The 15,270-nt window shown below is 72.8% G+C and carries 11 protein-coding genes and 1 pseudogene; 6 read left to right on the forward strand and 6 right to left on the reverse strand.

Translation table 11 applies throughout. The annotated features are described in order from the left end of the window. Together ABTY61_RS40910 and ABTY61_RS40915 are read left to right on the forward strand one after the other, a co-directional pair. Positions 1 to 3,132 (forward strand): type I polyketide synthase (locus ABTY61_RS40910; RefSeq protein WP_350510328.1); only part of this gene is annotated, 3,132 nt, incomplete at its 5' end. Positions 3,133 to 3,199: 67 nt separating this feature from the next. Beyond that, complete coding sequence (locus tag ABTY61_RS40915; RefSeq protein WP_350510329.1) at positions 3,200 to 6,508, forward strand: non-ribosomal peptide synthetase; 3,309 nt, start codon at positions 3,200 to 3,202, stop codon at positions 6,506 to 6,508. Between the two features lie 91 nt (positions 6,509 to 6,599). On the opposite strand, the gene ABTY61_RS40920 is transcribed toward ABTY61_RS40915, so the two are convergent. The 4 genes from ABTY61_RS40920 to ABTY61_RS40935 all read right to left on the reverse strand — a co-directional run bounded on the left by ABTY61_RS40920 (position 6,600) and on the right by ABTY61_RS40935 (position 10,252). Beyond that, entirely contained in the window at positions 6,600 to 7,262 is a 663-nt protein-coding gene (locus tag ABTY61_RS40920; RefSeq protein WP_350510330.1) for a response regulator transcription factor, read from the reverse strand. Further along, complete coding sequence (locus tag ABTY61_RS40925; protein ID WP_350510331.1) at positions 7,247 to 8,572, reverse strand: sensor histidine kinase; 1,326 nt, start codon at positions 8,570 to 8,572, stop codon at positions 7,247 to 7,249. The genes ABTY61_RS40920 and ABTY61_RS40925 overlap by 16 nt, the downstream gene beginning before the upstream one ends. A 136-nt stretch (positions 8,573 to 8,708) precedes the next feature. Beyond that, positions 8,709 to 9,152, reverse strand: coding sequence for a hypothetical protein (locus ABTY61_RS40930; RefSeq protein WP_350510332.1), 444 nt, complete (start codon positions 9,150 to 9,152; stop codon positions 8,709 to 8,711). Positions 9,153 to 9,484: 332 nt separating this feature from the next. Next, the gene (locus ABTY61_RS40935) at positions 9,485 to 10,252 is read right to left on the reverse strand and encodes a thioesterase II family protein (RefSeq protein WP_350510333.1); all 768 of its coding nucleotides are present in this window, start codon (positions 10,250 to 10,252) and stop codon (positions 9,485 to 9,487) included. Between the two features lie 230 nt (positions 10,253 to 10,482). Here ABTY61_RS40935 and ABTY61_RS40940 point away from each other — a divergent pair, with 230 nt between their 5' ends. Further along, positions 10,483 to 10,773: a hypothetical protein gene (locus ABTY61_RS40940; protein WP_350510334.1), complete on the forward strand. Its 291-nt coding sequence runs from the start codon at positions 10,483 to 10,485 to the stop codon at positions 10,771 to 10,773. A 432-nt stretch (positions 10,774 to 11,205) separates the two neighbouring features. Further along, on the forward strand, positions 11,206 to 12,123 hold the full coding sequence (locus tag ABTY61_RS40945) for a ParB/RepB/Spo0J family partition protein (protein WP_350510335.1): 918 nt from the start codon (positions 11,206 to 11,208) through the stop codon (positions 12,121 to 12,123). A gap of 83 nt (positions 12,124 to 12,206) precedes the next feature. On the opposite strand, the gene ABTY61_RS40950 is transcribed toward ABTY61_RS40945, so the two are convergent. Beyond that, entirely contained in the window at positions 12,207 to 13,121 is a 915-nt protein-coding gene (locus tag ABTY61_RS40950) for an ATP-binding cassette domain-containing protein (RefSeq protein WP_350510336.1), read from the reverse strand. Between the two features lie 414 nt (positions 13,122 to 13,535). Beyond that, entirely contained in the window at positions 13,536 to 14,606 is a 1,071-nt protein-coding gene (locus ABTY61_RS40955) for a LuxR C-terminal-related transcriptional regulator (protein ID WP_350510337.1), read from the reverse strand. A gap of 195 nt (positions 14,607 to 14,801) precedes the next feature. Between ABTY61_RS40955 and ABTY61_RS40960 the strand changes: the two genes are divergently transcribed. Together ABTY61_RS40960 and ABTY61_RS40965 are read left to right on the forward strand one after the other, a co-directional pair. Then, positions 14,802 to 15,038 (forward strand): hypothetical protein, encoded by a 237-nt coding sequence (locus ABTY61_RS40960; RefSeq protein WP_350510338.1) that lies wholly within the window; start codon positions 14,802 to 14,804, stop codon positions 15,036 to 15,038. Between the two features lie 146 nt (positions 15,039 to 15,184). Continuing rightward, a pseudogene (locus ABTY61_RS40965) lies at positions 15,185 to 15,270 on the forward strand (ATP-binding cassette domain-containing protein); the annotation flags it as partial.

Here is a 15,270-nt window from a genome sequence, read left to right on the forward strand (position 1 = left end):
CGTGAGGCCGTCCGCTTCGGTGACGCGGCGAACGCCTTGCGTGCGGCCGGTGTGCGGACGTTCATCGAGATCGGCCCCGACGGTGTCCTCGCCGGTATGGGTCCGCAGACCCGCACCGGCACCGGCACCGATGCCGACGAGGCGGATGAGGTCTGGCTGCCGTTGCTGCGGCGTGGCCGGGATGAGCCCCGGGCCGTGCTGACGGCACTCGCGAAGGCGTATGTGCGCGGAGTGCCGGTCGACTGGGCCGCGCTCTACGCGGGCACCGGCGCCCGGCGGGTCGACCTTCCGACGTATGCCTTCCAGCGGCAGCGCTACTGGCTGAGCGTCACCGCCGGCAGTCGTGCCGAGGACCTCGGCCTCGGCACACCCACCCACCCGCTCCTGGGCGCGGCCGTCGAGCTGCCGGCCACCGGCGGCGTGGTGCTGACCGGGCAGCTGTCGCTGTCCGCACAGCCGTGGCTGGCCCAGTCGAGGGTGACCGGTAGGGCGGTGGTTCCCGCCTCGGCGCTGGTCGACATCGTGGTGCGGGCCGGTGACGAGGCGGGCTGCGGCCGGGTCGAGGAACTGACCGTCGAGTTGCCGGTGGTGCTGCCCGATCGCGGCGCGGTGCGGATCCAGGTGGCCGTGGGGGAGGCCGACCCTGCGGGGCTGCGGGAGGTCGGGCTGTTCGCCCGGGTCGCCGAGGGGGAGTGGGTGCGGCATGCGTCCGGCACCCTGGCCCCGGACGACGCGGACGGCGGCGCCGACGCGGGCGCGGAGACCTGGGCGGTGCAGTGGCCGCCGGCGGGGGCCGAGCCGGTCGACGTGGACGAGCTGTACGAGCGGTTGGCGGGTCTCGGGCATGCGTACGGGCCGGCGTTCCGTGCGGTACGGACGGCGTGGCGGCACGGGGACGAGGTGTTCGCCGAGGTGGCGCTGGCCGGGGGTACGGAGGTGTCCGGGTTCGGGGTGCACCCCGTCCTGCTGGACGCGGCCCTGCACCCGGCGGGCCTCGGCGCCGAGCGCGAGGGTGGCGGCGACGGCCTGACGCTGCCGTTCGCGTGGAACGGCGTGACGGTGCACGCGTCGGGCGCGCTGGTGGCGCGCGTGCGGGTGGCGCCGTCGGCCTCGGGCGAGGGCGTCTCGGTGGCCCTGGCCGACGAGGGCGGCCGGGCGGTCGCCTCGGTGGGGTCGGTGGTGTTCGGACCGCTTGCCGAGGGTGCTCTGGACCGGGCTGCGGGGGTGGTCCGTGACGGGCTGTTCCGGGTGGACTGGGTGCCGGTCGAGGCGCAGCGGGCGGCCGCGGGAACGGCTCGTCCGTGGGCGGTGCTCGGCGACGACGGCGGACTGGCGGTGCCCGGTGCCGTGGCGTACGCGGATGTGCCGGCGCTGGTCGCGGCGGTGGAGGCGGGTGCGGCGGCACCCGAGACGGTGCTGGTCTGCTGTCTCCCCACCACCGACGGCGGAGCGGACGCGGACGTCCCGGCGGCGGCCCGGGCCGCGGTGCTGGGGATGCTGGGCGCGGTCCGCGACTGCCTGTCCGCGGGCGCACTGGACGGTTCGCGGCTGGTCGTGGTGACCGAGCGCGGTGTGGACGCCGGCGGCGGCGCGGACGTGCGGTTGGAGAGTGCGGGCGTCGTCGGGCTGGTGCGTGCCGCGGCCGGTGAGCACCCGGAGCGGGTCGTGCTGGCGGATGTGGAGGTGCTGGCCGGCTCCGGGCCCCTGGTCGTGTCCGGTACGGCTCTGGCGGAGCGCGAGTTCGCGGTCCGCGACGGGGTCGTGCGGGTGCCGAGGTTGGCACGTGCGGCCGGCCCGGACGACGGCGGGGCTCCGGCCGCCGCCCGCCCGGGCGAGGTCCTGGTGACCGGGGCCTCGGGGGCGCTGGGCGGCCTGGTCGCCCGGCACCTGGCGGTGACCGGGCGGGCGGAGCGGCTGCTGCTGCTCTCGCGCCGCGGCGCGGCCGCGGCCGGAATGCCCGCCCTGGCCGCCGAGTTGGCGGGTGCGGGGACGGCGGTTCGGGTGGTGGCCTGCGACGCGTCCGACCGCGGGCAGCTGGCGGGTGTCCTGGACGGCGTGCCGCTCACCGGGGTGGTCCACACCGCGGGTGTGCTGGACGACGGCCTCATCGGGTCGCTCACCGCCGAGCGGGTCGAGCAGGTGGTGCGGCCGAAGGTGGATGCCGCCTGGCACCTGCACGAGCTGACCCGCCACCTGGAGCTGGACACCTTCACGCTGTTCTCGTCGGTGGCCGGTGTCTGGGGCACCCCGGGGCAGGCCAACTACGCGGCGGGTAACACCTTCCTGGACGCCCTGGCCGCCCACCGTCGCCATCTGGGCCTGCCCGCGGTGTCGTTGGCGTGGGGGCCCTGGGAGCAGGGGATGGCGGGCGAGCTGGTCGAGGCCGACCGTCGACGGATGGCCCGGCAGGGTCTGAAGCCGTTGCCGGCTGCCGAGGGGCTCGCCCTGCTCGACGCGTCCGCCCGGGCCGCCGATGCCCTGCTGGTGGCGGCGAAGCTGGACCTCACCACCCTGCGGCGCCCCGGGAGCGTGCTCCCCGACCTGCTGACCGGACTCGTCCGTCCTGGCCGGCGTACGGCGGGAGGCTCCGGTCCGGAGGCCGGGAGGAATCTGCTGAACCAGCTGGCCGCGCTCCCGCCCGAGCAGTTGGAGGACGCGGTCCTGAAGCTGGTGCTGAGCCAGGCGGCCCTGGTGCTCAACCGGCCCGGCGCCGAGTCCATCGAGGCCGGCCGCTACTTCCGCCAGCTCGGCTTCGACTCGCTGACCGCGCTGGAGTTCCGCAACCGGATCACGGGCGCGCTCGGGCTGCGGCTGCCCGCGGCGATCGTCTTCGACTACCCCACGCCGGTGGAGCTCGCCCGATACCTCCGGGACCGGATCGCCGAGCAGGAGATCGACTACGAGCCGGTGCTGAACGAACTCGACCGGCTCAGGTCGCTGCTGACCGGGATCGTCCGGCGGGGCGGGCAGAAGGGCAAGATCACCAGCCGTCTCGAACACCTGCTGGAGGAGTTCCGGGGGGCCGACGCGAGCGGTGCGTCCACCGACAAGGACGTCTCCTCGGACGAGGACATCATCGGGGCGACGGACGACGAGATGTTCGACCTGATCGAGAAAGAGCTGGGGATCTGAGGTCGGGCGGCAGCGGGACCACCGGCGGACCCAACGGACTGGCAACTGGTAGTAGAGGAGCGACGTGATGATTTCCGCGGAAGGGCGCAAGCCGGCGGATCCGGGCGGCGACGCGGGAGTCTCCCCCCGGGAGGAAGCGCTGTGGCTGTTCGAGTCGATGGTGCCGGGCACTCCCGTGAACAACCTGTCCGTGGCGTTCGCCGTCGCGGGCCGGCTCGACCCGCAGCGGCTGGAGACCGCGCTGGGCGCGGTGCTGCGGCGCCACGCGGCCCTGCGCACGGTCTACCGCGCCGAGGGAGCCCGGCTGACCAGGCGGGTGGTCGGCACGGAGGAGTTCCGGCTGGACCTGGTGCAGGTCGAGACGGCGGGCGGGCCCACCGAGGCCGACCTCGCGTCGGTGACGGCGGTGCCGTTCGCCCTGGACGGCGGGCCGATGCTGCGGGCGGCGCTCTTCCGCTCGCCGGACTCGGACCTCCTCTGCGTCACGGCGCACCACCTGGTCTTCGACGAGGAGTCCGCCCCCGTCCTCCTGGCGGACCTGGCGTCCGCGTACGAGGGCGCCCGTGACGACCCCGCCTTCGCCCCCGACCTTGACCCCGCCCCCGCCTTCGCCCCCGACCCTGGCCCCGCCCCCGACTCCGGCTCCGGCTCCGCCCCGAGCCGGGAGAGCCTCGCGTACTGGCGCGAGGAGCTGGCGGGCGCGACCACCGACAGCATGGAACTCTCCTGCACCGAGCCCGAGCCGGACCGGCCCACGCTCACCGCGGGGCGGGTCGACCACACCCTGCGGCCCCGGACGGTGGCCGGGGTCCGCCGCCTCGCCGCGGACCTCGGCGTCCCGGAGTCGGCGGTCCTGCTGGCCGCCTTCTACGTGCTGCTGGAAGCCTCCGGCGCCGGGCCGGACCTGCTGGTCGGTTTCCCGGTCGACGTCCGGCCGGAGCAGGCCGACCGCGCGATCGGTTACCACGTCAACCACGTGCCGCTGCGGCTGCGGCTGGACCGGGAGCAGAGCGTCCGCGATCTGGTGCTGCGCAGCCGCGAGCGGTTGGACGCGGCGGTGGCGCACGCCGACGTGGCCGTGGACGCGCAGCCGGACCTGATGCCCGCGGCGCACTCCGGCCGGCGGTCCCTGCCGTTCCGGCACGTGTTCGAGTACCGGAACGGGGGCGGCCCGGCCGCGTTCACCCTCGGCGGGCTGACGGCCACCCCGGTCCCGGCCCCGAGCGGCTTCGGCAAGTTCGACCTCCGGCTCTGCGCCACCTCGACGGACGACGCGGTGCTGCTGCACGCCGTCCACCGGACCGAGCTCCTCGAACGGGCCCACGCGGAACTGCTGTTGGCGCGTTTCGAGGCGGTGCTGGACTCGTTCGCGGCCGGCCCGGACCGCGCGGTCGCCGAGGTCGAACGGTGGAGCGAGCGGGACCGCGAGATCGTCCGGGCGGCGAACGACACCACTCGTCCGGTCGAGCCCGCCTCGGTGCTCGAAGCCGTTCATGCGCAGGTGCTGCGCTCGCCGGACGCCGTGGCCGTCGTCGAGGGCGGCCGTACGGTCGGCTACCGGCGGCTCTGGAACGCGGCCAACGCCGTGCGCGTCCTGCTCCGGGACGCCGGTGTCGGCACCGGCGACGTGGTGGCGGTGGCCCTGCCGCGCGGGCCCGAGCTGGTCGCGGCCGTCCTCGGGACGTGGCTGGCGGGCGCGGCGTACCTGCCCGTCGACACCGCCCATCCCGAGGAACGGATCCGCTACCAGCTCTCCGACTCGGCCGCGCGGGTGCTCGTGGCGCCGGCGGACACGGCCGACGACCTGGCGTACGTCGCGGAGGACGGCACGCTCGTGCTGGCCGTGCCGCCGGTCGAGCAGCTCCCGGAGCCGGGCACGGCCGACGCGGACGCCGACGCCGGCCCCGTGACCGTGGACCCGAAGGCCTGCGCGTACCTGATGTACACCTCGGGCTCGACCGGCCGGCCCAAGGGGACCCTGATCGACCACGCGGCCCTGGGCAACGCGGTCGCGCACTTCGCCGAGCAGTTCGGAGCGACGGCGGGCGACACCACGCTGTGGACGACGACGTTCGCGTTCGACATCTCCGGCCTCGAACTGTTCGTGCCGATGGTCACCGGCGGCCGTCTGGTGTCCGCCCCCGACCGGGCGCGCAGCGACGGCCGGCTGCTACGGGAGCTGATCGAGGAGCACGGGGCGCGGTTCGTCCAGGCGACGCCGACCACCTGGCGGCTCGTCATCGACCGGGTGGCGGAGTGCCTGCGCGGCCGGGCCGTCATCGTGGGCGGGGAGCCGGTGCCGCTCTCCCTGGCCCGGCGGCTGGTCGCCGCGGGCTGCGTGCTGCACCACGTGTACGGACCGACCGAGACGACCATCTGGTCGACGTCGCGCGTCCTCGTGGCGGAGCCGAAGGGCCGCCTCGATGTGGGCAGCCCGATCCGCAACACCAAGGTCCACGTGGTCGACGGGCACGGTCGCGAGCTGCCGGTCGGGGTCCGCGGCGAGCTCTGCATCTCGGGCACCGGCGTGGCGATCGGCTACCACGGCCGTCCGGACCTCAACGCGCAGCGCTTCGGCGAACACCCCGAGTACGGCCGGTTCTACCGGACCGGCGACGTGGCCTGCTGGCGCGCGGACGGCAGGCTCGACCTGTTCGGCCGCAGTGACCGCCAGGTCAAGCTGCGCGGCAACCGGATCGAACTCGGCGAGATCGAGGAGACCCTGCTGGCCCACCCCGGGGTCGGCGGCGCTGCGGTGATCATGGTCGGTGACCCGAGCGCGGACGCCGTGCTGATCGGCTGCCTGGAGCCGGCCGACGGCCCGATCGACATGGCGGGCGTCTGGGCCCACGCCCGCGCCCGGCTGTCCCGGTCCATGCTGCCGGGGGACTTGGTGGCGGTCGACGCCATGCCGCTCAACGGCAGCGGGAAGGTCGACCACCCCGCACTGCAGCGGATGGTGGAGGCCCGGCGCAAGACCGCGGCCCGGCCGGGAGCGGGCCACCAGGGCCGCCAGGGTCCCCAGGACCACCAGGGCCGTCAGGACCACCAAGAGGACCCGGGCCACCGGAACCACCGGAACCACCCGGACCGCGCACAGCGCCCGGAGCCGGACGGCCTGGACCACCTGACGGCCGAGCTGACCGGCCTGTGGCGGACCATCCTGCGGGACGAGGGCCTCGACGCCGACGCGGACTTCTTCGCCTCCGGCGGCAACTCCATGCTCGCCGCACTCGCCATGCAGGAGTTCCAGAACAGCAGCGGAGTGTCGATCAGCCTCGCGGAGGTGTTCGAGCGCCGCACCCCACGGGCGCTGGCCGCCGTCGCCCATGAGGCGGCGCGCCGGACGGACGAGGTGGCAGCGGCGGCCGACTGACCGGAGACGGGAATCCGGAGCCCGATCCGCGCGAAGGCCCTGCGGGACGTCCCGCAGGGCCTTCAGAACGCTGCCGTGACCAGGGCGGCTCTCACTGCTCCTCCTGCTCGTCGGCGCCGAGGTAGGCGAGGACGGCCCGGACCCTGCGGTTGGTGTCGTCGTCGTTGGCCAGCCCGAGCTTCGAGAAGATCGTGGTCGTGTACTTGCTGATGGAGCCTTCGCTGAGGAACAGCTGGTTCGCGATCGCGGTGTTGGAGAGCCCCTCGGCCATCAGCGCGAGGACCGAGCGCTCCCGCTCGGTGAGGGTGGCGAGCGGGTCGGCCCGGTTGGGCCGGCCCAGCAGCTTGGCGACGACGGTGGGGTCGAGGGCGGTGCCGCCCTCGGCGATGCGGTGGACGGCGTCCATGAACTGGTCGGCGTCCAGGACGCGGTCCTTCAGCTGGTAGCCGATGCCACCGTGTCCGTCGGCGAGCAACTCCCGTGCGTACAGCTGCTCCACGTGCTGGGAGAGGATCAGCACCGGCAGGCCGGGGACGGCCCGGCGCGCGGTGAGCGCGGCCTGGAGTCCCTCGTCGGAGAAGGTGGGCGGGAGCCGGACGTCCACGATCGCCGCGTCCGGCCGGAGGTCGACCAGGGCGGTGAGCGCGGCCGGCCCCGAGTCGACGGCTGCGACGACGGTGTGGCCGTACGCCTCGACGAGGCGTACCAGCCCGTCGCGGAGGAGGAACAGGTCTTCGGCTACGACAATTCGCACGGTACCGCCACGGTGATGTGAGTGGGTCCTCCGGCGGGGCTGTCGATCTCCAGGCGTCCGCCGAAGGCGGCCATCCGTCGTTCGATGCCGCTCAGCCCGGAGCCTGTGGATGCGGCGGCTCCGCCGATTCCGTCGTCGCTCACGGTAGCAGTGAGCGTTCGTGCCGCGTACGTGAGCTCCACCTTCACCCGCTCGGCGCGGGAGTGCTTGGCCACGTTCGCCAGCAGTTCGGCGACGGAGAAGTAGACGGCCGACTCCAGCGGGCGTTCGGGCCGCGAGGGCACCTGGCTGTAGACGTCGATCGACACGGAGGAGTCGAGGGCGAGGGCCCGCAGGGCGTCGACCAGGCCGCGCTCGGCGAGGACGGGCGGGTTGATGCCGCGGACGAGCGAGCGCAGTTCGGCGAGCGCGGTGGCCGAGGTGGCCCGGGCCTCGGCGAGTATCGCCTTCGCGGCGTCGGGGTTGGTGTCGACGAGCCGCTCGGCGGCGCCCATCGACATGCCCATGGCCACCAGTCGGGCCTGGGCCCCGTCGTGCAGGCCCCGCTCGATGCGCTCCAGCTCGACCGCCTGGGTGTGGGTCAGGTCGGCGCGGATGGCCTCCAGCTCCTCGACCCGCCGGCCGAGCCTGGTGCTGGGGACCGGTCCGAGGAAGCGGCGGCCGATGGGGAGCAGGACCCGCCAGGCGAAGGGGGCGCCGGCCAGGCCGGCCACGATGACGGCGATGCCGTAGCCGGTGAGCTCGGGCGTCAGCGCCATGTAGCAGCCGTAGCCGACCGCGAGCAGGGGCAGGGCCGCGACCGGCAGCACGGTGACCGTGGCGACCAGGGCCCACAGGCCGTCCCAGTGCAGCTGGGGGTCGTGGAAGCGGGCCTGCATCTTGGCCTTTCGGCGGGCCTCCCGCTCGGACTTGTGGTACTCGTGGCCGTCCCACCAGAAGCCGGTGGCCATCCTGGTGACCGGCGGGACCTGGCGGTAGGTCACCTCGTAGTCCAGGCCGAGCCAGGACGCCGCGCACCGGCGGGCGGCCGTGGCGAGCGCCCGGCTGGTCAGCGGGTGCACCACCCACAGGGACACGGTGACCCAGAGGATCACCATCAGGGTCTCCCCGAGGGTCGCCAGCATGCTGACGGCGAAGGGGGCCGACAGCCCGTCCGACCAGGAGTAGGCGAGCGCCGATCCCCCCACCCCGACGGGAACGGCGACCAGGGCCATCACGCAGGTGAGTGCGGTCAGCACGGCGGACCGGTACAGACCGAGTCCGATCTCGGCGCCCCATCGCAGGGGATCGACTCCCTGATGTCTCCTCATCGGCCACTTCCTTTCGCAGGGATGATCATTGTGTCAGCCGGGACCGGGACCGGGGCCGGAAGCCGCCCGGAACGACGGATGGCCGGAACCCGAGAACGGTCCGGCCATCAGGATCGTGGAGCTGGTCCCCGGGGCGTCACTTCTTGTTGGGCGCCGGGAAGACGCCGCTCAGCGCGGAGCCGCGGGTGATGACCGCGACGGCGATGATGGAGAGCGCGGACAGGCCCTGGAGCACGGCGTACCAGGCCGGGCAGAGGCCGGGGATCAGGTCCACCGCGATGATCGCGATCGGCATGATCGTGGCGACGGTGCGCAGCCGGTCGAAGGCCTTGTACTCGCCCTGGGCGGCGCGGGCGGTGAACCGGTGGAGCAGGAAGGTGATCAGGAAGAGGATCGCCCCCCGGACCCACATGAACGGGCTGGCCTCGTGGCCGGTGAACGCCATCACGGCGACGGTGCCGAGGACGATCGCGCCGATCGCGCCGAAGAGGGTGATGCACTTCGAGATGTTCCCGAAAGCGTCCTGGACGCGGGAGCTGCCGAGCGCGGTGGTGCCGGTGATGTTGTCGGTGTTGGCCATGGTTCCTTCTCCTCCGAGTCGTTGTGTCTACGACAATAGGGATCCGCGGGGCGGCCCGACATGGGTCTGTCCGCACGGACGGGTGGGTCTAGGCCCACTCCTGGGCCGACCTCCCGAAATCGGTGTTCACGCTGTTCAACTGCGGTGTGCCGGGCGGGACATCGCTACCGTCACGAGCACACCCGGCCGCCACCCGTGGCCCACCCGCGCGCCACCCGCGCGCCGCCCGGCGCGGACGGCGACGGCCCCGCGACCGCCCAGACTCGCTGGGCCGTCGCGGGGCCGTCGGGGGAGGGAGGCAGCGCCGGCGCCTCCCTGGCTCCGGCGGACCGTCAGCCGGCGGTCCGGGCGTGCTCCTGCCGGAAGTGCTCGACGAGGACCGCCATCACGTCCTTGCTCCGCTCGCTGATGAAGAAGTGCCCACCGGGGAACACCCGCAGGTCGAGCGGCGACGTCGTGTGGATGGCCCAGGCATTCGCCTCGCCGAGGGTCGTCTTGGGGTCGTTGTCGCCGGTCAGCACGGTGATCGGGCAGTCCACGACGGCCTCGGGCTCGCAGCGGTACGCCTCGATCGCCTTGTAGTCGGCCCGCAGCGCGGGCAGCGCCGCCCGCATCATCTCCTCGTCCCCGAGCAGGGCCGAGGCGGTGCCGCTCAGTCGGCGCACCTCGGCCAGGATCGCGTCGTCGCTGCGGAAGGTCTCCTCCTGCCGGAACGTCGAGGGCGCGCGGCGGCCGGAGGCGAACAGCCGTACCGGGGTGGTTCCGTCGGCCTCGAAGCGGCGGGTCAGCTCGAAGCCGATGGCGGCTCCCATGCTGTGGCCGAGGAAGGTGAGCGGGAGCTCAGGCTGTCGCCGGAGCACCTCGTAGAGGCGGTCGACGAGGACCGTCAGGTCGTCGATGGGCTGTTCCATCCGACGGTCCTGCCGGCCGGGGTACTGGATGGCGAGGACGTCGACACCGGGGCCCATCGCCGCGGAGACCGGAAGGTAGAAGGATGCCGAACCGCCCGCGTGCGGGAGGCACACCAGTCGAGCGGTCGGGCTGTCGGCAGGATGAAAGCGTCGCAACCACAGTTCATCTCCGGGCGAAGGCCGAGACATGCCACTCCAGAAGGTAGTCACACCGGATCGTCAAATCGAGGTCCGAACATAGCAAGGGCCACCGCCCGCGGTTCCCGCTCAACTGTGGGGAACAAGGCAGTTGAACGGGTGACCGGGCGGGCGGCCCGGCTGGTATCAATTTGGAGCGAGGGAACGTGGCTGCCTGTTGCGTTGTCCCGATGATCCCGGTCTTTTTCCGAAATACGCGGCGACATTGAGAGGTGACGTACATGGGGCACAAGTTCTCCCTGGTCCTCAGCCGGGAGATCACCGACGAGGAGTCGGCGGTCCTGGGCGATGGTTTCGAGGGGGCGGTCTTCTCGACCGACGCGCTTCCGACCGATGCCGAGGTCACGGTCACGAGGATCGACTTCGACGACGAGGTCTCGCCCTCCCTGGCCGAGGCGATCGAGTCGGCCCTTGAGTCGGTCAAGACGGTTCCGGACCTCACCGTTCCCGGCCTGAGCGTCCCGGCCGTGCCGCAGGCGCCGGCCGAGGAGCAGGCCGACGAGGAGGCGTAGCCGATCGGCGTGGAGTGATGCCCGCCGAGACGGCGGAGGGTGTGAACGCGCTGGAGCCCCGGCCCAGGGGTGGACTCTCGAGTCGACCCGGGCCGGGGCTCCAGCGCGTTCGCGCCGGTCGAACGGGGTGCGGCGGCCCAGGGCGGGGCCGGTCGGGCAGGGGGCCGGGCAGGGGTCCCTTAAGTCGCGTGAGGGGACCCCTAAGTCCCCCGGCGGCGGGCCCCAGGGGGCAGTAGGGGCTGCTAGCGTGTGAATCGAGTTAATTCGATAGCAATCGGACCGTCAATTGACCAGTTTCTGTGTTTCGCTGCTGCGATTGATACGCCCGAGCGGCCACGGGGGTGCGATATGAGCCTGCTTGCTCAGAGTGTAATGCCGATAGCAATTGATGGGAACTGGGCCGACGGTCCGGAAATCGTAGCGGTGCCCATTATGGATGTCCTGCCCGGGGATTCTCCGCGACTGGAGGGCGAGGACAAGGTCCACGTCCTGCGGTTGGCGGCCCTGGAGATCCCGCTGCCGCCGATCCTGGTCGACCGGCGGACGATGCGGGTGATCGACGGGATCCACCGTCTGATGGCGGCCTCCCTCAAGGGCCGGAAGACGATCGACGTCAGGTTCTTCGAGGGCAGCCGCGAGGAGGCCTTCCTCCGGGCGGTCGAGGCGAACGTCGAGCACGGACTGCCGCTGTCGCAGGCCGACCGCACCGCGGCCGCGCTGCGCATCCTCAAGTCGCACCCGACCATGTCGGACCGCGCCGTCGCGAAGTCGACCGGCCTGGGGGCCAGGGCCGTGGCGGAGCTGCGTCGTTCCTCCGACGCGGTGCCGCCGTCGAACTTCCGGGTCGGGCGGGACGGCAAGGTCCGCCCGCTGAACGGGGCGACGGGGCGGCTGCGGGTGGCGGAGCTGATCAGGGAGAACCCCGAGGCCTCGCTGCGCCAGGTGGCCCGGTCGGCCGGCGTCTCGCCCGCGACCGCGCTTGACGTGCGACGGCGGCTGGAGCGCGGCGAGGGCCCGCTCCCGTGCCCGCGGAACGCCCCGGGTGCCGCGGGCGGGTCCCGGAAGGAGAGCCGACCGGCGCCGGCCCCGCTGGTGGAGGAGCCGCCGTCGACCGTCACCCTGGAGAAGCTCATGCGCGATCCGTCGCTGCGCCAGAGCGAGCTGGGCCGGCGGTTGCTGCGCATGTTCAAGGAGAATGTGCTGGGCGCGCGGGAGATGTCGGACATCTGTGCGTCCGTGCCCTCGCACTGCATCGAGCTGATCATTCAGCTCTCCCGGCAGAACTCGCAGATCTGGGAGGAATTCGCCCAGGAACTGAACCGGCGGGCCCGGATCGTCAGCCCGGAATAGCGCGCCCGGAATGGCGTGCCCGGAATGGCGCGCCCAGGGTGGCGAACCCGGAATGGCGCGCCCCCGGAATGGCGCGCCCGGATTCAGGGGGCGGCGCGCCTGCTCACCAGGGCGAGGAACGCGTCGAGCGCGGCCTGGTCGACGCGCAGGTTCTCCGGCGTGACGCGGAGTTCCGCCAGCAGGGCGGTGACCTCGCCCAGCGCGTCGTCGTTGCCGGTCACCACGACGTGGTCGCCCTGGCGGTTGACACCGCTGACGTCGGGAAGTCGGGCCAGGAGCCCGTGGTCCAGCGGGGCTGAGGGGCGGAACTGGATCCGCTGCCCGCTCCGGACGCGTTCGAGCAGCCTGGCCGGGGTGTCGGTGAGGGTGAGGCGGCCCTTGTCCATCAGGGCGATCCGGTCGCACAGCCGCTCGGCCTCCTCCCAGTGCTCGGTGACCAGCAGGATGGTGACGCCGTCGGCGTGCACGCTCTCGATCAGGTCCCAGGTGGCCTCGCGGTCCCACCGCTCCAGCCCGGTGGTCAGCCCGTCGAACACCGCCACCTGCGGGTTCCCGGCCCGGGCCAGGGCGGCCGCGAACTGCTCGTCGGGCCGCGCGGACGGTGCGTCGTCCGCGGGCCGGCCCGCGGGCCCGGTGTCGCGCCCGAGCGTGTCCATGAGCCGTCGCCAGTCGGCGGGATCGCGGTAGAAGGAGCTGTAGAGCGACAGTGCCTCGGCGACCCGGGTGCGGTCGCACTCCCGGCCGTCCCGCAGTCGGGCGTCGAGTCGTCGGGTGACCCCGGAGCGCTCCGGGCGGGGATCGTGGCCGAGCACCTCGATCCGGCCGTCGTCCCGGTCCCGCAGCCCCTCGAGGCATTCCACGATCGTGGTCTTTCCCGCGCCGCGGGGTCCGAGAATCCCGAAGACCTCCCCCTCCTCGACCGTGAAGGACACATCGTCGACCGCCGGGATTCCGTCGAATGCCTTGAACAGATTCCGCACGTCGATCACCGCGGACATGGTCGTCCTTTCGCCTGTCTCCCGGCCGCCGCCGATTGTCGGCCGGGTCTGAGAACTTACGCGCTTCCCACCCGCCCGGCCACCCCCGTTACGCCCCAGTTCACGGTGGGGCTATCCCCACCGATTCCTGGATCGTTCGTTCGATTCGGACACCGAGGAACACGGGGGTGATTCCATGGGCAGGTCGGACGCCGGGCCGGAAATGCATTCGGAATTCCGTCCGCCGTTTCCGGGGGTGGCGGAAGGGGAGAATCCGCCGGCGGGCCGCGGGCGGACTCGACGGCCCGGGGACGTGCCGGCAGCCGGTCGGTGCGGCACCGAACCGGACCCGGACCCGACGGCCGACCGGTGCGGGTGCCGTGGAACGCGAAGAGCGGGCGTCGGGGCACGATATGCCCTGACGCCCGCTCGGGGCTACGGCCGCGGCGGGGCCGGCTGCTCCCACTCGGCGGCCGCGGCCGCCGGTCCCGTTCCGAGCAGACCCGCCATCGCCACGTTGTATCCGGCCTGGAACCGGCTGGTCGCCTCCAGCTCCTCGGTGATCTCCGATATGTGACGTCGACAGGTGCGCACCGACATGCCCAGGCGGCGCGCCACCATCTCGTCCTTGTACCCCTGGGCCATCAGCCGGAGGATCGACTGCTTGAGCTCGTCGGTGGCCGGCGTGGCCTTCGCGGTTTCGCAGGCGAACGGCGTCGCGCTGTCCCACAGGTGCTGGAACACCGCGCACAGGTAGGCCACCAGGGTCGGCTCGCGGACGATGGCGGCCCCCGCCGACTCCCCGCCCTCGGGTGTGCGCACCGGCAGGAACACCGTCTCCCGGTCGTAGATCAGCATCCGGTCGATCACCTCGTCCGCGGTGCGGATCTCCGCGCCCAGCGCGGTGACGTCGCGGACGTACGCCTTGGTGGCGAGGTCCCCGCGGGCGGAGTGCTGGTAGATGGTGTGCAACCGCACCCCGCGCTCCAGCATGCCCTCGGCGGACTCGCGCGCGGCCGGCAGCAGCGAGGAGGGGCGGGCACCGCCGGGCTGGACGGTGAGCACCTCCTTGCGGCACGTCTGCCCCAGGCGGTTGAGCACGTTCTGGATCGCGTCGACGTCGGTGACCACGTCGAAGGCCTCGAACCGGTTGCGCCGCCGGCGGCCCTCGAAGTACAGCGGCGTGAGCGACAGCAGCTTGCCGCGCACGTCGGTGACCGTCTGCATGAGGTCACGGATCTGGTGCTCCGCCGGACCGACCAGGTCGGCGGCGGCCACGTCCGGACTGACCGGGGCCAGGACGTTCGGATCGCCGGGTCTGGGCTGCAGCAGGTGCATTCGCAGCAGGACCTGCTCGATGCGGTCGACCTCGGGCTCGTCCAGCTTCAGCGCCGAGGCGATGGCGGCCCGGTCGAAGCCCCCTAATTCGACGGCGTGTCCATAGGCGCTCGCAGTCAGATCGTCGAGTTCGGTGAAGCCGTGCTGCAACTGTGGGTGTCCGAACACTCAGAAGCCCCCGGTGGAGTGCGAAGTTCCTGCCATGCAACTTTACGCCATCGAGATCCGCTCGATCTTGTGATCTCCGGCGGGCAGAGTGGGCCCCAGGGCAAGCCGTCAGGCGGGAGAGCCGCGCTTGCCGGGGTTATCCGACTGATCCGACCGCTTGGGGATGCGATGAAGGCCACGATCAGCAGGTTTCCGGTGGCTAGCAAGGGTGCACTGCTCACTGTGGGGATCGCGGCTGTGCTCGCGCTCGGCCCCGCGTCGACATCCGGTGCCGCCGTCAGCAACGTAGGCGACGACCGCTGGGGCGTCAGCCTGCTGCAGCCGGCCCTCCCCGGCGACCACCACTTCGGCCTCCGTGCCAGTGCCGCCGTCACCCCGCAGGTCGGCACCGCAGCCTCCACCGCGCGGCTCGACGACGACCGCTGGGGCTGAGCCTCCGAAGGACTGCGGGACGGACCGGCCCGGGGCGCGAACAGCGACTGCCCGCGGCCGGCTCCGGCGTTTCCGCCGGGACGGTCAGCACTCGGCCGCCATAGCTGACCGACCGTCACATCACCTGGGGGTGCGGGCGGCAGCGCGGCGAGAAGCAGCTGATCACCATCGCCCGGGCCTTCCTCGCCCAGCCGTCGATCCTCGTCCTGGACGAGGCCACCAGCTCGGTCGA

Origin of the sequence: Kitasatospora sp. NPDC096128 (assembly GCF_040303105.1) — a bacterium.
Lineage (GTDB): Bacteria > Actinomycetota > Actinomycetes > Streptomycetales > Streptomycetaceae > Kitasatospora.